Below are 19,146 nucleotides of genomic sequence, written 5' to 3'. Positions count from 1 at the left end.
TCATCTAACCCCGCAATCATTTATATACTCATTTTAAGTATATCGCATCACTATTAGTCTACCACTTGTCTCAGATATCGTCAAACTCTTTTTCAATCAAACTGCGCACCCATTTTTTTCTTGATCCGCTGCAGCGCGTTGTCGATCGCTTTGATATTTTTACCGAAATGGTCTGCCATTTCTTGGTAGCTCTTGCCTTCCAAATAGCAGCGCAAGACTTCTTTTTCAAAAGGGCTGGTTACTTTCTCAAGCCGCTCGGCAATATCGATCCGGTCTTCACTTTTCAGCAAATAATCTTCTGGCGTCTGTGCCGCCTGTTCTGAGATCACATCCAGCAACGTCCAATCTAAGCCATGTTCTTCTGTCATCGGAGTATCCAAAGAAAGGGATTGGTTCAGCGGCTGATTTTTTTGGCGCGCCGAACGTTTGACCGCTGACAGCAGCTGTCTGTTGATACAGATCTCAGCAAATGTCCGAAAGCTGGCTTCTTTGTCCGGGGAAAAGTCCCGAATCGCCTTAAAAAGACCAATCATCGCTTCCTGCAATAGATCATCACGCTCTGCACCTTGTAAAAAATATTGGGTTGCTTTCCAATACATGATTGGCTGATATTTTTGAAAGAAATAATCCAGAGCTTCCGTATCTCCATTTTTAGCAAGGTCGATTCTGCTTCTATCTTCGGCATCACTGCTATTTTGACTACTCACTTTTATCTGACTCCTTTTAATACTTCTCGGCGTTCCAATAAGTATTGATCGTGTGCATCCATTATAGCGACTTGCATGGAAAGGCGTCCATCTTTATTTTTCGCCTCTTCTCCACTTTTCCAGCTGTTCCATCACTTCAAAATCGATATTTAGATCCGTTTTCGGATCACTTTGTTTGATTTTCTTTATTTTCTGACCTATTTTCTTACCCATTTCCTGAATTTCAAAAAGCAGTTCGCGAGATGAGATCCGCAACGCTCCCTGACCGAAAATCGCCCACTGTTCTGTGTAATCAGAAGTTGCAACGATGATCTGGGTCTTGGCATTCTTCCATTCGATTGCTTTGCGTTCGATATATTCATCTGCCGTTTCGTCTTTTTTAGTAAACACGATTTCTACTTGATGTTTATTGGTCTTACGTTTTGCTCCGCTGACATATTGCGCATCAAACACCACAACCACGCGATAACCCGTATAGCTCTTATACTCCGCCATCGCCTCTAGCAAACGCTCTCTGGCTGCTTCCAAATTCTGCGCTTTGAGCATACTTAGTTCTGGCCAAGCTCCAATCACATTATAGCCATCTACTAATAAAATATGTTCCACGGATCATCCCTCCAATGGATAGCGCTTGCGATAAACTTCATATAATAAAATACTTGCTGCTACCGAAGCATTTAAGGAAGTCACTTTTCCTTTCATAGGAAGATGTACGAGAAAATCACATTTTTCGCGAACCAATCTGCTCATTCCGGCTCCTTCGCTGCCGATTACGATTCCAAGTGGCATATCTACGTCCATTGTCCGATAATCGCTGCTTCCTTTCGCATCCGTTCCGAAGATCCATAACCCGCGATCTTTTAGCACATCGATCGTTTTGTTTAAATTCGTTACTCGTACTACAGGAATATGCTCGATTGCACCAGTAGAAGCCTTGGCAACGGTCTGCGTCAAGCCAACTGAGCGTCTGTTCGGGATAATGATCCCATGGGCACCAACTGCATCTGCCGTCCGCATGATCGATCCTAAATTATGCGGATCTTCTAATTCATCTAACAAAATGAAGAACGGTTGCTCATTCCGGGTACTCGCCCGCTCAAAGAGTTCATCTAGCTCCGCATATTGATAAGCCGATATTTGCGCAGCGACACCTTGGTGAGCGCCTTCTACGACCTTATCGATTTTCTGTTTCGGTACAAATTGGATTTGGAGTTTTCGTTCTTTAGCAAGTGCGATAACTTGCTTCATCACACCTTTTTGAGAAGCTTCCGCAATATAGATTTTTTGGATATCGCGTTCCGACCGCAGCGCTTCTAATACCGGGTTTCTACCGCCGATCCATTCTTGTTCATTTTCCATTTACTTGCCTCTTCTCATTTTTTATTTTCAACTATTTCCCGCGCTTTTTCCATTACTTCTGTTAAACGCGTTTCCTCATCCGCTAAATGCAGATAGCCTATGACTGCTTCAAAAGCCGTCGATAAGTTATAGATTTTCGGATCGACATTTTTCGGTATACTATACGATTTAGCATTTCTGCCACGCTTCGCATAGCTCATTTCTTCTTCCGTCAAAAATCCCGTTTCCATCATTTCTTGTAGGGAAAATGCTTGCCCTTTCGCTGAAACAAAACGCGTAGCTGCTTTATGCAGTCCATTTGGTTTTGTTTTCCCCGAAGCAAGCAGATATTCCCGGATATATACTTCATAAATAGCGTCTCCCATATAAGCAAGCGCCAAGCCGTTCAGCTGTTTAAAATCTTTCACCTTACTCATTCTTCGCCTCGCTTGAAACGTGTGCCATGAGCAGTATCTTCCAAAATGATATGTTTAGAACGCAACAGTTCGCGAATCTCATCAGCACGCTCAAAGTTTCTTTCATTCCGTGCTTTGAGCCGTTCTTCGATCAGTGCTTCGATTTCCTCATCTGCTAATTCAAATGCCTGCTCTGTCTCCAGTTTAAGCCCTAAAACATTGGCAAACAACTGCAACATACTTAGGAATTCGCGTAAAACAGTAATAGATACATCTTCTTCTGCCAAATAAATATTTGCCCGCTTTGCTAGTTCATGAAAAACGGTAATGGCGTTTGCTGTATTAAAATCGTCATCCATTTCATCTTCGAAACTTTGCTTCAATTCTGTAAGCTGTTCCAGCCAGTCCTCCGTTGTTTCTTCATCAGCCACATCTTCTTCAGCATGTTGTATCCGGTAATCGATGTTCTGATAAGCAGTCCGCAAGCGTTCCAAACTATTTTTCGCATCTTCCAATGTGTCTTCACTTAATGAGATCGGATTCCGGTAATGGACAGATAACATAAAGAATCGTACAACATCGGGGGCGTGCTCTGCTAAAACATCATGTAAAGTAATAAAATTCCCCAATGATTTGGACATTTTTTCTCCATCAATGTTAAGAAATGCATTGTGCATCCAATAATTAGCAAATTGTTTTCCAGTCCGTGCTTCTGACTGCGCGATTTCATCCTCGTGATGCGGAAAGATCAAGTCATGACCACCAGCATGGATATCGATCGTATCCCCTAAAAACTTCTGGGCCATCGCCGAGCATTCAATGTGCCAACCCGGTCTGCCTTTCCCCCATGGACTTTCCCAGTTTATCTCTCCTGGTTTAGCAGCTTTCCACAATGTAAAGTCAAGTTCATCACGTTTTTTATCGGTCGTTTCTACACGGATACCATGCTGCAGGTCCTGCAACGGCTGATGAGAAAGCTTACCATAAGCATCAAATTTTTTCGTTGCAAAATAGACATCGCCCGCCGATTCATAAGCATATCCCTTATCAACTAACGCTTGGATAAAGTCAATGATTTCCTGCATATTTTCCGTCACACGTGGATTGGTCGTCGCACGCGCAACATTTAATTGATCGACATCTTCAAAGAACGCATGGATAAATTTATCCGCCACTTCCGGAACCGTCAAGTCCAGTTCCTCCGCCGCACGGATCAGTTTATCATCCACATCTGTAAAATTAGATACATAATTAACATCATATCCCCGATAAGTCAAATACCTTCTGACTGTATCAAAAAAGATAATTGGTCTAGCATTACCAATATGAATATAGTTATAAACAGTAGGGCCACATACATACATACTGACTTTCCCGTTTACTAATGGTTTAAAAACTTCCTTTTCTCTTGTGAGTGTATTAAATAATTGTAAGGCCATTATTTACGCTCCTTCTCTTCTAATAGTCGCTCGATTTTTCTCTCTAATTCATTTACCCGTACTAATAAACTGTCAATATCCGGTTCCGCATGCGCTACTCGTCTACCGTTCAACCGCACGACTTTCGCCGGCACCCCTACTACCGTTGCATCTGGCGGAACATCCTTCAAGACCACCGCACCTGCACCGATTTTAGAATCTGCTCCAAGCACGACAGGCCCGAGCACTTTGGCTCCTGCGGAAATAAATACTCGATCACCGACCGTTGGATGTCTTTTCCCAATATCTTTCCCTGTTCCGCCTAGCGTAACCCCATGAAAAATCACAACATCATCGCCGATTATAGCTGTTTCGCCAATAACTACCCCTGCACCATGATCAATAAAAAAACGTCGCCCGATCTCCGCGCCAGGGTGAATCTCCACATTTGTAAAAAATCTTGCAAATTGAGAAATGACCTTCGCGAATAACGGCATTCGATGCGTATAAAAAAAGTGCGCTACCCGATGCCACCATAACGCATGTAGACCTGGATTCGTGATGACAGCATCCCAAAAACCTCGGGTGGCTGGGTCATTCTTATTGATTGCTTCTGTATCTTCTTTTAAACGGTTAGGCACTGTGCGTTCCTCCTTTGGTTTTGCTGGGGGGCTGGGTTGGTTTGTGTGATTTTTTATGGATATGTGCTGGTGAATCGCTTTGTTTGGACGGGAAGTATGGATTTTATTAGACTTCATCTTATGGATAGTGCATCCGTAGCTCGCTTTGCTCGAATCGGGGATATGACTTTGTCCTATGAATATTGCACCCGTAACTCGCTTTGCTCGAATCGGGAAGTATGGTTTTCATAGGACTTTGTCCTATGAATATTGCACCCGTAACTCGCTTTGCTCGAACGGGTGCAACAAAAAAGACGCCCTCTATACAGAGACGTCTAGCGCGGTTCCACTCTGTTTGAGTTGCGTCTCTTCGTTTTACATTCAGACAGCTTCTCCAACTTTAAGGCATTGTAACGGGTGGCTTCCGTCTAAGGATACTTTGATTTCCCCTTAGAATTCAAGGACGCATTTCAAAAGCATTTCACTGAACTGCTTCCAGCCTGTGGCAGTTCTCTCTATAAGTTTCGGGCTTTTTACTTCTTCCTATCTACACTTTGAACGAGATTAATAATACCTTTATTATAACAGCTGAAATGCAATATGCAACTAAAAATTCTTTCTGTTGGCTGTGGATTGGGATCCTTTTTGGGGTTAGGGGGGTGCGTGTTTTATATGTCTTTGTCTTATGAATATTGCACCTGTAACTCGCTTGGCTCGAACGGGGATATGGTTTTCATAGGACTTTGTCCTATGAATATTGCACCCGTAACTCGCTTGGCTCGAACGGGGATATGGTTTTCATAGGACTTTGTCCTATGAATATTGCACCCGTAACTCGCTTGGCTCGAACGGGTGCAACAAAAAGGAAAGTTCGTAATGAACTTTCCTTCGAATGCTTTAAATGTTGTCCAATGTTTCGATTTCTTCTGCTGAGAGTGTGATCTCTCCTGCTGCGATGTTTGATTTTAAGTGGTCAATAGAAGATGTTCCTGGGATAGGAAGGATAACGTCGGATTTTTGTAGTAACCATGCTAATGCGATCTGTGCCGGTGCTGCGTTGTGTGCTTTAGCGATTGTCACTAGTGATTGTTGGCTGTCGTTTGTCAATTCCCCTGTTGCGAGCGGGAACCATGGAATGAATGCGATGTTGTTTTCTTCTGCGTATTTTAATACTTCTTCATCCGCACGGTCAATCAAGTTATAGCGATTTTGAACAGAAGCGATCGGTGCGATTTTTTGCGCTTCTTTCAATTGGTCGACCGTAACTTGCGACAATCCGATATGTCTGATTTTGCCTTCTTTTTGCATGTCTGCTAACACACCAACTTGTTCTTCGATCGTGTAGTCAGGATCGATCCGATGCAACTGCAGCAAGTCAATTTTTTCTAAGCCTAATGAAAATAGGTTCAATTCGACTTGTTGGCGTAAATAAGCCGGATTACCTAGCGGAGTCCATATGTTTGGACCTTGGCGTGTATTCCCTACTTTTGTTGCAATAACTTTCTTTTCTTCTCCGTTATATTCTTTCAATGCTTTTTTTACATATAAATTAGCATAAAATGGTCCGTAAGCATCCGCAGTATCAATGAAATTGATTTCACTTTCCAACACCGCTTTTAATACATCGACTGCTTTTTCCGGATCTTTATACGGTCCAAAAACGCCTTCGCCTGTAAGCTGCATGGTTCCATAACCTAACCGATTAACTTCTAATCCATCTGAAAATGTAAATGTCTTTTTCGTCATTTTACTTTTCCTCCTCTTTCGATTTTATTTCCAAAAATCTTCGTCACCATAATCGACATGATTAGATACTTCTTCCCAATCTGCCAAATCTGACAACACCTTTTCTACCTTTGCATGCGCACGCTTAAAGGCATTTTGTCCCATAAGAAAGTGTAGAGGGGCATTTTCGCTCTCAACAGCTTTTATCATTGCCTTGGCAGCAAGTTCCGGCGAACCAGTTTGTTCTCCAGAAAAACCGTGTGTCCGTTCAATATTAGCGCGTGCAGTAGTTTTATAGTCATCGATCTCCACTTTCGTTTCGACGGAAGACCCGCCAGCCCATTCAGTACGAAAAGGTCCTGGCTCTACATTTGTCACTTTGATACCAAGCGGCTCTAGTTCTTTTGCCAACGCAGCCGCAAAACCTTCTACCGCAAATTTCGTTGCATTATAATAACCAAACCCCGGTGAGCCGTCCAAACCACCGATAGACGTAATATTTAGGATATGGCCTTCGCGTTGTTTTCTAAATTGAGGTAAAAAAGCCCTCGTTATATTACTTACACCCCAGAAGTTAGTTTCAAACATTTGGCGTACATCTGCAACATCACTTTCTTCAACCGCGCCAAAGTAGCCGTAACCTGCATTATTAACCAAAACATCAATTCGTCCGAAGCGTTCTAATGTTGCTTGAACAGCTGCGTCCACTTGTTTTTCATCATTTACATCAAGTGAAAGAGCCAATCCATTTTCATTTCCGGCGATAGCTTCCTCTGCTTTTTCTATTTTTCGAGCTGTAGCCACGACAGAATAACCTTGTTCCAGCAATTCCTTCGTAAGCTCTTTTCCAAATCCGGAAGATGTTCCCGTGATAAACCAAACTTTTTTCATAGTGGATCACCTCAACCTTTCTCATTTGTTTTTCAACTACAGATTGAGTATAATACCTTATAGTTACTAGAAGGCAAGTATCTTTTTCTAAAAGGAGGAAAAATTATGTATACGATTAAAGAAGCCGCCGAAAAAGAAGGTTTAAGTACTTATGCACTGCGCTTTTATCATGATAAAGGCCTTTTGCCAGCTGTGCAGCGCGATGCAAATAATAATCGTGTTTTCACTGAAAAAGATCTTATTTCCATACATTTTGTCAAGTGCCTTAGAAATTCAGGAATGCCTCTAAAACAAATCAAACACTACATGACATTAGTCGTAGACGGCGACAAAACAATCGCCGAGCGGTTAGAATTATTGAAAGAGACACGAGAATTCGTATTGGATCAGCAAAAGAAAATCGCCGAAGAATTGAAAACACTAGAACGAAAAATCACGAATTACGAGCATACTTTAGTTTCCAACGGCGATACCAGCTGTAAATAAAAAAACGATCTTTCTTTAATCGAAAGATCGTTTTTATTTTATTTATTCAACCAGCTATGAAGACGTTTCAATACCTTTTCTTTGCCTAATACTTCAATAGCAAGAGGTAATTCAGGACCGTGCATTTCCCCTGTTGTTACGATTCGAATCGGCATGAACAAACCTTTTCCTTTTACAGAAGTTGCTTTTTGAACACGTTTGATAGCTGCTTTGATCTCAGCTGCTTCAAAATTTTCCAATTCTGCCACTTCTTTTGCAAAAGCATCAATCACGACAGGAACGGTTTCTGCCTCTAACACTTCTTGTTCTTCCGCATCAAAGGTAACTTCATCAGTAAAGAACATCTCCGACAATGGAACGATCTCTGCTCCGTAACTCATTTGCTCATGGTAAAGCGAAACTAATTTGTTGACCCATTCGGCTTCTTCCGCCGTCAACTCCTTAGAAACAACACCTGCTTCTTGCAAATGAGGTAAGGATAATTCAACTACTTTTTCAAGCGGCAAAGCTTTCACATATTGATTGTTTACCCATGTCAGCTTAGCTTTATCAAATAATGCCGGGGACTTGGACAAACGATTTTCATCAAAGATCTTGATAAACGCTTCTTTCGAGAAAATCTCTTCTTCCCCTTCAGGCGACCAGCCAAGCATAGCGATAAAGTTGAATAATGCCTCTGGTAAATATCCAAGATCACGATATTGCTCGATAAATTGGATAATGGAACCATCGCGCTTGCTTAGTTTTTTTCTACTTTCATTGACGATCAATGTCATATGGCCAAATACAGGTGGTTCCCAGCCAAAGGCTTTATAGATCATCAATTGTTTTGGCGTATTGGAAATGTGATCATCACCACGCAACACATGCGAGATCTCCATCATATGGTCATCCACTGCTACAGCAAAGTTGTACGTAGGAATTCCGTCTTTTTTTACAATGACGAAGTCGCCAATGCCGTTTGAGTCAAAGGATACTTCATCTTTTACAATATCGTTAAACGTAATTGTTTCATCAGCAGGAACTTTGAAGCGGATACTAGGACGAATTCCTTGTGCTTCTTTTTCAGCTTGTTGTTCTTTAGTCAAATGACGACATTTTCCGCTGTAACGAGGCATCTCGCCGCGCGCTTTTTGTGCTTCTCGTTCTGCATCCAATTCTTCTTCTGTACAGTAACATTTATACGCTAAACCTTTTTCCAACAATTCTTCAATCAGCGGATTGTAAATATCTGCACGCTCGGATTGGCGGTATGGTCCGTACTTCCCAGGAACATCGACACCTTCGTCCCATTCTACGCCGAGCCATTTCAAATTGTTCATTTGGCTTTCTTCTCCGCCTTCAACATTACGTTTTGCATCTGTATCTTCAATCCGGACGATAAAGTCCCCGCCGTGATGTTTCGCAAATAAATAATTGAATAATGCTGTACGTGCATTCCCTATATGCAAAAAGCCAGTTGGACTTGGTGCATAACGCACCCGTACTTTTTTTGATCCTTCCATCATACAAACACTCCTTTTATTTTTCCAATAAAACTACAGCTAGACTTGCGATCCCTTCTTCTCGACCAACAAATCCCATCATTTCCGATGTCGTAGCTTTAACATTTACTTGGTCTAATTCTGCTCCTAAAAGCTCCGCAATATGTTCACGCATTGCCTCGATGTAGGGAGCCATTTTTGGTTTCTCTGCAATGACCGTACAGTCTAAATTTCCTAATTGGTAGCCATCCTGCTGGATCTCTTTCCAAATGATCGAAAGTAGCTGACTAGAATCAGCATCTTTATACTGGTCATCCGTGTCAGGGAAAAAATACCCAATATCGCGCTTACAGACAGCACCTATAATAGCATCTGTGATGGCATGAAGCAATACATCTGCATCACTGTGCCCTAAAAGTCCAAGCTCATGAGGAATCTCAATCCCGCCAATAATCAACTTGCGATTTTCAGCTAATTGATGAACATCATAGCCTTGTCCGATTCGGATCATGCTCTGTCACCTCTCCTTGCCTTCAGAATAGCCTTTGCGATGACGATATCATCAGGAGTAGTCAGCTTGATATTGTGATAGCTTCCTTCCACCATTTCGACACGTTTACCAATATATTCGACTAAACTTGCGTCATCTGTACCTAAGTATTTTTCCTTTTTCGCTATCTTATGTGCCAACTTGATAACGTTTGGCTGAAACCCCTGTGGAGTCTGGACTTGCCACAATTCATTTCGGTCAGGTGTTTCGACTACTACACCTTGCTTTACCCGTTTGATCGTATCTTTAGCAGGGACACCGCAGATCACAGCATCACTCTGTGTTAAGCATATCAGAATTCGCTCGACGACTACTTTATCGAGAAACGGTCTGGCACCATCATGGATAAGGATCGGGCGTTCACCAGAACAGTGATCCAACCCACAACCCACACTCCACTGCCTTTCTGCCCCGCCGGAAACGAGGGTAATTCGGTCGCTGTAAGTTTTCATGTCCCTTTTTAAAACGGAACGCAATTCTGATTGTTCCTCTTCTCGACAAACAAGAATGATCTGCTTGCATCGTTCATCTGCCAAAAACAGGGCAAGACTATGCATAAAAAGCGGCTTCCCGCCAATTTCCAACCAGATCTTGTTCTTTTTCAACTGCATCCGTTTTCCTTGACCTGCAGCTAATAAAATCAATTCATACTCCATATCGCGGCTCCGTTTATCAAACTGGCTTTGCAAAAATCATTCTTCCAGCTGAAGTCTGCAGTACACTTGTCACTTCAACTTGTTTGGTTTCATTGATAAATTTACGTCCTTCTTCTACGACGATCATTGTTCCGTCATCTAAATAAGCAACACCTTGATTGTGTTCTTTCCCGTCTTTAACGATCAATACAGTCATCTTCTCGCCCGGCAATACTACAGGTTTCACAGCATTGGCAAGATCATTGATGTTAAGTACCGGAACATTTTGGAACTCACAGACTTTATTCAGATTATAGTCGTTCGTGACTACGATTCCATCCATTAATTTCGCAAGTTTGATCAATTTACTATCTACTTCCGGAATTTCTTCAAAATCCCCATCATACATCTCTACTGCGATCGTTGGATCTTTTTGGATTCGATTCAAGATATCGAGCCCTCTTCTTCCCCGCGTGCGTTTCAATGTATCAGAAGAATCAGCGATATGCTGGAGCTCCGCTAAAACGAATAATGGGATAACGATCGTGCCGTCTAAAAATCCTGTTTGTAGGATGTCGGCAATTCGTCCATCAATAATAACACTTGTGTCCAAAATTTTATATTTCTGCCCAAATTTTTCAGTTTTTTCTTGTGGTTCTTCTGCTGCTTTTTTCTTTGTCATCCGATTACTGAATAAGTTGACCAACTCATTTTTTCTGCTGTTCCCCACTCGGAAACCTAAATATCCTAAAACAAGGGTCAAGAGAATCGGAACGATAGAATTGATAATTAGTATTCGTGTTTGGCTAAGCGCATTTCCAACTAAATAGGCGATGATCAACCCAACGATCAAGCCTAATCCGCCGTAAATCAATGTAGAACCTGAGATTCCTGTCAATTTTCTCTCTAACCAGTTAAATGCGGCTTCGATATATTTCACCGCCCAGAAAGTAATAAGATAAAATATAAGTGCACCAATCAAAACATTTGTATAAGGGTTATTAAGGAAAATCTGATTCTCGAGGCCGAGCGCGCTCCAAAGATAAGGCAGCTCTACAACGCCCAATGTAGCTCCAATCAAAATCAGGCATATACGAATGACCCATTTCAACATGTTATTTTCCTCCTTTCTTTTCTATAAAATAAATTACAGTTTGCGATACAGTAAACGCACTTCCATTCTACACCATAAAAATGCTATACCGCAAATTGTAATCAAGATTTTTTATTTCGGTAGTGCTTTTGTTAATGCTTGCGTAATCGTATCTACTCCGATGATCTCAATGCCTGCAGGAACTTTCCAGCTTCCTTCATTGTTGCTTGGGATAAAAATACGTTTAAACCCTAATTTTGCTGCTTCTTTTACGCGTTGCTCGATTCTCGACACTCGGCGTATTTCTCCAGTCAATCCGACTTCCCCGATAAAACAATCCGTGTTATTTGTCGGTTTATCCCGATAGCTGGATGCAATGCTGATAGCAATTGCCAAATCGACTGCCGGTTCGTCCAATTTCACACCGCCAGCTGCCTTTAAATACGCATCTTGGTTCTGCAGCATCAGTCCTGCCCGTTTTTCTAAAACCGCCATGATCAAAGAAACTTTATTATGATCAAGTCCCGTTGCCATACGTTTCGCATTTCCATACATGGTTGGTGATACAAGCGCTTGGATCTCTACTAATACTGGCCTTGTGCCTTCTAATGAAACCACAACAGTCGATCCCGAAGCGCCTTCTAAACGTTCTTCGAGGAAAACTTCTGAGGGATTCGCCACTTCTACTAAACCGACATCGCGCATCTCAAATATGCCCAGTTCATTTGTAGAACCAAAACGATTTTTCACAGCCCGTAAAATTCGGTAAGCATGGTGGCGCTCACCTTCAAAATACAGCACTGTATCTACCATATGTTCTAATAAACGAGGCCCAGCGATCGCGCCTTCCTTCGTTACATGACCAACAATAAAGATAGCAATGTTTTGTGTTTTAGCGATCTGCATCAATGCTGCCGTACACTCTCGAACTTGTGAAACGCTTCCGGCAGCACTCGTAACATCGGGATGGTAAATGGTTTGAATGGAATCGATAACGACAAATTCCGGTTTGACAAACTGGATCGTATCTTGGATGGCTTCTAAGTTGGTCTCTGCAAATAGATACAGATTGTCTCCTGACACTTGCAGGCGCTCTGCACGCAGTTTTGTTTGCCGTACAGATTCTTCGCCGGATATATAAAGGACTTTTTTCCCTGATACACTTAGTTCTGCTGAAACTTGCAGAAGAAGGGTAGATTTACCTATCCCGGGATCGCCACCTACCAAGATCATTGATCCGACAACTACTCCGCCACCTAATACTCGGTTCAGTTCCGGCATTTTCGTCATGATCCGTTCTTCTTTCTCACTTGCTACTTGATTGATAGGAGTAGCTTTTGCTGGTTCCCCAGCTGTATGTGAAAAGGTTGCGCGGCCTTTTTTGCTTGGCGTCAGCGCTTCTACCATTTGATTCCATTCTCCGCAGCTCGGACATTTCCCCATCCATTTCGGGGATTCATAGCCGCAATTATTGCAGACAAATTTTGTTGTTTTTTTTGCCAAAGTATTCGCCTCCCATGATGCTATTTTAACACAGATCATGCGTTCGTATTTGTTTTTTTGTAAAATCGTTTTTTCAACGCTGATTATGTATTTAAAGGGCCTTTTCCTGATTTTCAAGGAAAAGGCCCTCCTAATGTTATTTTGTTTTTACCTGTTTAGCAGCCTTTTTAGTAGCAGGTGCTTTCTTATTTGTTCTTACTTCCAGTTCGCCAGCTTTTACGCCGATCTCTACCGCATCGCCGACAACGATTTTTCCGCGAAGCAGTTCTTCGGAAAGTCTATCCTCGATGTTGCGTTGGATAGCCCGTTTCAGCGGACGTGCTCCATATTCAGGATCGTAGCCGTCTTTGGCGATTTTTGCTTTTGCGCCTTCTGTCAACGTAACATGGATATCTTGAGCCGCAAGACGTTTAGTCAATTGTTTTGTCAGCAGCGTGACGATTTCTTTCAATTCTTTATCCTGTAAAGCATGGAAAACAATTGTTTCGTCAATCCGGTTGATAAACTCTGGACGGAAAACTTGTTTCAATTCTTGCAAGACGCGTTGTTCCATTGCTTTATGATCTTTCCGTGGATCTGTGACCAAAAAGCCAACCGATTTATCTTGTTGCATTTCACGCGCACCGACATTCGATGTCATGATGATAATGGTATTTCGGAAATCGACTACACGGCCTTTGGAATCTGTCAAACGGCCATCATCTAAAACTTGAAGCAACATGTTGAATACATCTGGATGTGCTTTTTCGATTTCATCTAATAGGATGACCGAATAAGGTTTTTGACGTACTTTCTCTGTCAGCTGTCCGCCTTCCTCATAACCTACATATCCTGGTGGCGAACCGACCAAACGAGCAGTGGAGAATTTTTCCATATACTCGGACATGTCGATTCGGATCATAGCTTCTTCATCGCCAAACATCGACTCAGCCAATGCTCTAGCTAGCTCTGTTTTACCGACCCCAGTTGGGCCTAAGAAGATAAAGGAACCAATTGGGCGCTTAGGATCTTTGAGTCCTGCTCTCGCACGTCTTACAGCCAAGGAGACTGCTTTAACAGCACTTTCTTGACCGATGACGCGTTGGTGAAGCAATTTCTCCATATTTAGCAACTTATCGGTCTCAGTTTCTGCCAATTTCATCACAGGAATTCCTGTCCAGCTAGCAACAACTTCTGCCACGATATCCTCGGTTACCTCATTATGATCCATTCCTTGCTTTTGCTGCCATGTCGATTTTGTTTTTTCTAGTTCTTTTTTCAGTTTTTGTTCTTTATCACGAAGCGAAGCAGCCTTTTCAAATTCTTGGCCTTGGACAGCTGCGTCTTTTTCTTTTTTCAATTCTGCAAGTTCTTCTTCCATTTGTTTTACATTAGATGGTGTTGTATAAGCTTTCAACCTTACTTTAGAACCAGCTTCATCAATAACATCGATTGCTTTATCGGGTAAAAAGCGGTCCGAAATATAGCGGTCGGATAAGCGTACTGCAGCCTCTAATGCGGAATCCGTGATGGCAACACGGTGATGTGCTTCATAACGATCACGCAGACCGTGCAAGATTTGAATCGACTCATCCACAGTTGGTTCATCTACTTTCACGGGTTGGAAACGACGTTCTAACGCAGCGTCTTTTTCAATGTACTTGCGATATTCATCTAAAGTAGTGGCACCAATGCATTGTAGTTCTCCGCGAGCTAGTGGCGGCTTCAAGATATTTGACGCATCGATTGCACCTTCTGCTCCACCAGCACCGATCAATGTATGAAGTTCATCGATAAACAGGATCACGTTCCCTGCTTGTCTGATTTCATCCATTACTTTTTTCAAACGATCTTCGAATTCACCACGATATTTTGTGCCGGCAACCACAGTACCCATATCAAGTGTCATGACACGTTTTCCGCGAAGAGTTTCCGGAACTTCATTTTTAACGATTTGTTGTGCTAAACCTTCAGCGATCGCGGTTTTACCAACACCAGGTTCCCCGATCAATACTGGATTATTCTTCGTTCTTCTGCTCAATACTTCAATCACGCGCTGAATTTCCTTTGCACGCCCGATCACTGGATCCAAGTTTTCTTCTCTTGCGATCACAGTCAGGTCTCGTGCCAAGCTGTCTAATGTTGGGGTTGCTTGTGTATTGGTTTGACGGCCTGCACTTGCAGCATCACTACTGCCTAACAGTTGCAAGACTTGTTGTCTTGCTTTATTTAGACTAACGCCTAAATTACTTAATACCCGAGCTGCTACTCCTTCACCCTCACGGATCAGCCCCAATAAGATATGCTCCGTACCAACATACGTATGACCTAATTTTCTAGCTTCATCCATAGAAAGTTCGATTACTTTCTTAGCCCGAGGTGTATATTGGATTGTCGTCACGGTTTTATCGCCCTCACCGATCAATGCCTCTACTTCTTGTTGTACTTTTTCAGAACTTACTTCTAACTCATATAAAGCCTTGGCAGCTATTCCTTCGCCTTCTCTTACTAATCCTAGTAAAATATGTTCTGTACCAAGATTGCTGTGTTTTAACCGGATAGCTTCTTCTTGGGAAAGTGCAAGAACCTTTTGCGCTCGTTGTGTAAATCTTCCAAACATCATAATGAATTCCTCCTTAATGTTACGTTCAATTATGATTCATTTTTTTCTAATAAATCTCTTATGACTCTTGCACGAATTACCTTCTCTTCAAAATCATTCAAATCATGTCCAGCTGCTTGTCGCAAAAATGCTGGTTGCGAGAATATTACCAGTTCGTTCACTTTTTCGCGAGTAATATGCTCAAGATACCCTAATTCTACGCCTAGTCTTAAATCAGAGATCGCATCTGAACTTTCAGCTTCTGTGATCATCCGGCAATTTTCAAGCAATCCATACGCTCTAAAAATACGATCTTCTAACGCGATATGGTATTTTTGCTTGAGCATTGTTCGTGCCACTCGTTCCTGCATAATGACTTGCATAACGATCTCCGTTAAATCTTCAATAATTTCCAATTCCGTTTTTCCTAGAGTGACTTGATTGGAAATCTGAAAAATATTACTGGATGGCAGACTGCCTTCTCCATACATTCCTCTTACCACAAAGCCAAGGTGCCTAATCGCTTCGATCATTTTTTTCATCTGTTTTGTTGTCACAAGCCCTGGAAGATGTACCATAGCAGAAGCTCTTAGGCCAGTTCCCACATTTGTAACACAGCTTGTCAGATAACCAAACTGTTCATCATACGCAAAATCCAATTTTGCTTCCATCACATTTTCGATTTGAAGTGCTTTTTCTAAAGCCTCTTCTAAATTCAATCCTGAGACCATGCTCTGAATCCGGATATGGTCTTCTTCATTGATCATGATACTAAGGTTCTGTTTTTCATTGATAGCAACCGCACCATGCTCGCTTTTATTCATCAAGTAAGGACTGATAAAGTGCTTCTCTACAAGTAATGCTTTTTCCAGCATTTGCATATCATTCATCTTCAACAGTTGAAAACTATCATCAAGGCTACCAAATACGGAATCAATAGTTTGCTCTTTTTGCAAATAAACTGGAAACACTTTATTCGGAAGGTTTCTCGCAATTCTCACACGAGAACTTAAGACTACATCACTTTCTTCGCCTCGAGCTTCTAACCAAGTATTTAAACGGGGTTCAAAGAAGTTTGTCATCCAGCATCCCCTCCCTTGAGCACTTTAATTTGATCTCTTAACAAGGCAGCCTCTTCAAAAGCTTCTGATTCGATCGCTTCTTGCAGCTTTCTTTTCAATGCCTCGATCTGCTCTATAGTATCAGCTTGTTTTGTAGTTGCAATCGGCCTTTTCCCAACGTGCTGCCGATAACTATTTTGTACTTGGCTTATATAGGGCACCAAGTTTTCCCGAAAGGCTTCATAACATTGTTCACAACCGAGTCTATTATTAGCAACAAATTCGGAAAAAGCTAACCCGCAGGATGGACAACTTTTCTCTTCACTGTGAGTATGTTGTTTATTTTGTAATAAAGACAACATTTGCAATGTGAAATCAGTATAAGTATCCACAATTTCAGAAAATTTTTCAGATGATTGCTGTTGATTTTTTGCGGCACACGATTCGCAAAGATACAATGTTTTGCTTTGTCCTTCATTATTTATTTGTTTAATAACCACAACTGCTTCATTTTTACCACAATCTTCACACAGCATTAGCTCACCTCGTTAATCATATTTAAGCGCAACCAACATTGATTCTAAAATGCGACTCCGTAAAATATCTCTATCCGGTAATGGCAAAATCAGAACATCTCTATCTAAAGCAGATAAAATGATTCTTGCTTCTTTCTTATTGATAACACGTTCTTCTAACAGACGGAAAATAACATCTTCCGCAAAAGATTGAGAAACTTTTTTGTCATGCAACATTGCAATAATAGCTTCCAAAAGTTGTAATTTATCATTCATTTTCACTTTTATGATTCGGATATAACCGCCACCACCGCGCTTACTCTCTACAATATATCCACGCTCCATCGTAAAGCGTGTATTAATAACATAGTTTATTTGCGAAGGAACACATTCAAACTTATCAGCAACTTCACTACGTTTTATCTCGATTGCTTCGTTGTTTTCTAAGACTTGTTTCAAATATGCTTCGATAATATCTGATATATTTTTCAACGAATAGACTCCTTTCTTAACTTTGACTAACTTTGACTTTAATTATACTAAATTTAGAAGAAACGCACAATAAAAAGCTCTTTAAAACAAAATAAAAAGCCTAGAAATATCTAGACTTTTCAAGGTGCCCGGCAGCGACCTACTCTCACAGGGGGAAACCCCCTACTACCATTGGCGCAGAGAAGCTTAACTACCGTGTTCGGGATGGGAACGGGTGTGACCTTCTCGCCATAACTACCAGACAATATAAGAGAAAAACATTCTCTCAAAACTAGAGAAGAAAGGTTGTAAAGTTTTTACCGATAATCATTTTTATTGGTTAAGTCCTCGATCGATTAGTATTTGTCCGCTCCATATGTTGCCATACTTCCACTCCAAACCTATCTACCTGATCATCTTTCAGGGATCTTACTTTCCGAAGAAATGGGAAATCTCATCTTGAGGGGGGCTTCACGCTTAGATGCTTTCAGCGTTTATCCCTGCCGCACATAGCTACCCAGCGATGCTCCTGGCGGAACAACTGGTACACCAGCGGTGCGTCCATCCCGGTCCTCTCGTACTAAGGACAGCTCCTCTCAAATTTCCTGCGCCCGCGACGGATAGGGACCGAACTGTCTCACGACGTTCTGAACCCAGCTCGCGTGCCGCTTTAATGGGCGAACAGCCCAACCCTTGGGACCGACTACAGCCCCAGGATGCGACGAGCCGACATCGAGGTGCCAAACCTCCCCGTCGATGTGGACTCTTGGGGGAGATAAGCCTGTTATCCCCGGGGTAGCTTTTATCCGTTGAGCGATGGCCCTTCCATGCGGAACCACCGGATCACTAAGCCCGACTTTCGTCCCTGCTCGACTTGTCAGTCTCGCAGTCAAGCTCCCTTGTGCCTTTACACTCTGCGAATGATTTCCATCCATTCTGAGGGAACCTTTGGGCGCCTCCGTTACTCTTTAGGAGGCGACCGCCCCAGTCAAACTGCCCACCTGACACTGTCTCCCCACGCGCTAAGCGTGGCGGGTTAGAATGGTCATACAGCCAGGGTAGTATCCCACCATTGCCTCCTTGCACGCTGGCGCGCGCAGCTCTTAGGCTCCTACCTATCCTGTACAAGCGGTACAAACATTCCATATCAGGTTGCAGTAAAGCTCCACGGGGTCTTTCCGTCCTGTCGCGGGTAACCTGCATCTTCACAGGTACTATAATTTCACCGAGTCTCTCGTTGAGACAGTGCCCAGATCGTTGCGCCTTTCGTGCGGGTCGGAACTTACCCGACAAGGAATTTCGCTACCTTAGGACCGTTATAGTTACGGCCGCCGTTTACTGGGGCTTCAATTCGCACCTTCGCTTGCGCTAAGCGCTCCTCTTAACCTTCCAGCACCGGGCAGGCGTCAGCCCCTATACGTCACCTTACGGTTTTGCAGAGACCTGTGTTTTTGCTAAACAGTCGCCTGGGCCTATTCACTGCGGCTCTCTCGGGCTTTCACCCTAATAGAGCACCCCTTCTCCCGAAGTTACGGGGTCATTTTGCCGAGTTCCTTAACGAGAGTTCTCTCGCTCACCTTAGGATTCTCTCCTCATCTACCTGTGTCGGTTTGCGGTACGGGCAGTACAGTTCTAACTAGAGGCTTTTCTTG

The 19,146-nt window shown here is 42.5% G+C and carries 18 protein-coding genes, 2 rRNA genes and 1 other annotated feature (1 of these 21 only partly in view); of the genes, 1 reads left to right on the top strand and 19 read right to left on the bottom strand.

Annotation, left to right across the window (positions count from 1 at the left end; all coding sequences use genetic code 11):
* Positions 1–92: 92 nt before the first annotated feature.
* The 8 genes from EL241_RS01245 to EL241_RS01210 all read right to left on the bottom strand — a co-directional run bounded on the left by EL241_RS01245 (position 93) and on the right by EL241_RS01210 (position 7,115).
* The gene (locus tag EL241_RS01245; protein ID WP_003757234.1) at positions 93–707 is read right to left on the bottom strand and encodes an RNA polymerase factor sigma-70; all 615 of its coding nucleotides are present in this window, start codon (positions 705–707) and stop codon (positions 93–95) included.
* 93 nt (positions 708–800) lie between these two features.
* Positions 801–1,313 (bottom strand): NYN domain-containing protein, encoded by a 513-nt coding sequence (locus EL241_RS01240; RefSeq protein ID WP_003757232.1) that lies wholly within the window; start codon positions 1,311–1,313, stop codon positions 801–803.
* A 3-nt stretch (positions 1,314–1,316) separates the two neighbouring features.
* Complete coding sequence (gene rlmB / locus EL241_RS01235; protein ID WP_003757230.1) at positions 1,317–2,066, bottom strand: 23S rRNA (guanosine(2251)-2'-O)-methyltransferase RlmB; 750 nt, start codon at positions 2,064–2,066, stop codon at positions 1,317–1,319.
* 14 nt (positions 2,067–2,080) lie between these two features.
* Positions 2,081–2,482 carry a Mini-ribonuclease 3 gene (locus EL241_RS01230; protein WP_036108390.1) on the bottom strand — a complete coding sequence of 134 codons (402 nt, stop codon included), beginning with the start codon at positions 2,480–2,482 and terminating at the stop codon, positions 2,081–2,083.
* The gene (cysS, locus tag EL241_RS01225; RefSeq protein ID WP_003757225.1) at positions 2,479–3,900 is read right to left on the bottom strand and encodes a cysteine--tRNA ligase; all 1,422 of its coding nucleotides are present in this window, start codon (positions 3,898–3,900) and stop codon (positions 2,479–2,481) included. Before cysS ends, EL241_RS01230 begins: the two co-directional genes overlap by 4 nt.
* Positions 3,900–4,520: a serine O-acetyltransferase EpsC gene (gene epsC / locus EL241_RS01220; protein ID WP_040486650.1), complete on the bottom strand. Its 621-nt coding sequence runs from the start codon at positions 4,518–4,520 to the stop codon at positions 3,900–3,902. The genes cysS and epsC overlap by 1 nt, the downstream gene beginning before the upstream one ends.
* Positions 4,521–4,823: 303 nt before the next feature.
* Positions 4,824–5,058: a binding site (T-box leader), on the bottom strand.
* A 338-nt stretch (positions 5,059–5,396) separates the two neighbouring features.
* On the bottom strand, positions 5,397–6,245 hold the full coding sequence (locus EL241_RS01215) for an aldo/keto reductase (protein ID WP_036108392.1): 849 nt from the start codon (positions 6,243–6,245) through the stop codon (positions 5,397–5,399).
* A gap of 24 nt (positions 6,246–6,269) precedes the next feature.
* Complete coding sequence (locus EL241_RS01210; RefSeq protein ID WP_036108395.1) at positions 6,270–7,115, bottom strand: oxidoreductase; 846 nt, start codon at positions 7,113–7,115, stop codon at positions 6,270–6,272.
* Positions 7,116–7,220: 105 nt separating this feature from the next.
* Here EL241_RS01210 and EL241_RS01205 point away from each other — a divergent pair, with 105 nt between their 5' ends.
* Positions 7,221–7,601 carry a MerR family transcriptional regulator gene (locus EL241_RS01205; protein ID WP_003757219.1) on the top strand — a complete coding sequence of 127 codons (381 nt, stop codon included), beginning with the start codon at positions 7,221–7,223 and terminating at the stop codon, positions 7,599–7,601.
* Between the two features lie 38 nt (positions 7,602–7,639).
* Here the strand turns inward: EL241_RS01205 and gltX are convergent, their stop codons facing one another.
* The 11 genes from gltX to EL241_RS01150 all read right to left on the bottom strand — a co-directional run.
* Positions 7,640–9,106, bottom strand: a complete 1,467-nt coding sequence (gltX, locus tag EL241_RS01200) for a glutamate--tRNA ligase (protein ID WP_040486814.1) — start codon at positions 9,104–9,106, stop codon at positions 7,640–7,642.
* Positions 9,107–9,122: 16 nt separating this feature from the next.
* On the bottom strand, positions 9,123–9,596 hold the full coding sequence (gene ispF / locus EL241_RS01195; RefSeq protein WP_036108397.1) for a 2-C-methyl-D-erythritol 2,4-cyclodiphosphate synthase: 474 nt from the start codon (positions 9,594–9,596) through the stop codon (positions 9,123–9,125).
* Positions 9,593–10,291, bottom strand: a complete 699-nt coding sequence (ispD, locus tag EL241_RS01190) for a 2-C-methyl-D-erythritol 4-phosphate cytidylyltransferase (RefSeq protein ID WP_036108409.1) — start codon at positions 10,289–10,291, stop codon at positions 9,593–9,595. The genes ispF and ispD overlap by 4 nt, the downstream gene beginning before the upstream one ends.
* A gap of 16 nt (positions 10,292–10,307) precedes the next feature.
* Positions 10,308–11,384 (bottom strand): PIN/TRAM domain-containing protein, encoded by a 1,077-nt coding sequence (locus tag EL241_RS01185; protein ID WP_003757211.1) that lies wholly within the window; start codon positions 11,382–11,384, stop codon positions 10,308–10,310.
* Positions 11,385–11,495: 111 nt separating this feature from the next.
* The gene (gene radA, locus EL241_RS01180; protein ID WP_052009306.1) at positions 11,496–12,905 is read right to left on the bottom strand and encodes a DNA repair protein RadA; all 1,410 of its coding nucleotides are present in this window, start codon (positions 12,903–12,905) and stop codon (positions 11,496–11,498) included.
* 97 nt (positions 12,906–13,002) lie between these two features.
* Positions 13,003–15,468 carry an ATP-dependent Clp protease ATP-binding subunit gene (locus tag EL241_RS01175; RefSeq protein WP_126320276.1) on the bottom strand — a complete coding sequence of 822 codons (2,466 nt, stop codon included), beginning with the start codon at positions 15,466–15,468 and terminating at the stop codon, positions 13,003–13,005.
* Positions 15,469–15,497: 29 nt separating this feature from the next.
* Positions 15,498–16,529 carry a protein arginine kinase gene (locus EL241_RS01170; RefSeq protein ID WP_126320275.1) on the bottom strand — a complete coding sequence of 344 codons (1,032 nt, stop codon included), beginning with the start codon at positions 16,527–16,529 and terminating at the stop codon, positions 15,498–15,500.
* Positions 16,526–17,044, bottom strand: a complete 519-nt coding sequence (locus EL241_RS01165) for a UvrB/UvrC motif-containing protein (RefSeq protein ID WP_036108400.1) — start codon at positions 17,042–17,044, stop codon at positions 16,526–16,528. Before EL241_RS01165 ends, EL241_RS01170 begins: the two co-directional genes overlap by 4 nt.
* A 12-nt stretch (positions 17,045–17,056) precedes the next feature.
* Complete coding sequence (locus EL241_RS01160; protein ID WP_003757202.1) at positions 17,057–17,515, bottom strand: CtsR family transcriptional regulator; 459 nt, start codon at positions 17,513–17,515, stop codon at positions 17,057–17,059.
* A 126-nt stretch (positions 17,516–17,641) separates the two neighbouring features.
* A 5S ribosomal RNA gene (gene rrf / locus EL241_RS01155) occupies positions 17,642–17,757 on the bottom strand.
* A gap of 73 nt (positions 17,758–17,830) precedes the next feature.
* Positions 17,831–19,146 (bottom strand): 23S ribosomal RNA (locus EL241_RS01150); it runs 1,617 nt beyond the window's last position.

It is taken from the genome of Listeria grayi (assembly GCF_900638015.1).
GTDB classification, from domain to species: Bacteria; Bacillota; Bacilli; order Lactobacillales; family Listeriaceae; genus Listeria; species Listeria grayi.
The sequence above is the reverse complement of the archived record's forward strand: the minus strand, read 5'-3'. Positions and strand labels throughout refer to the sequence as shown.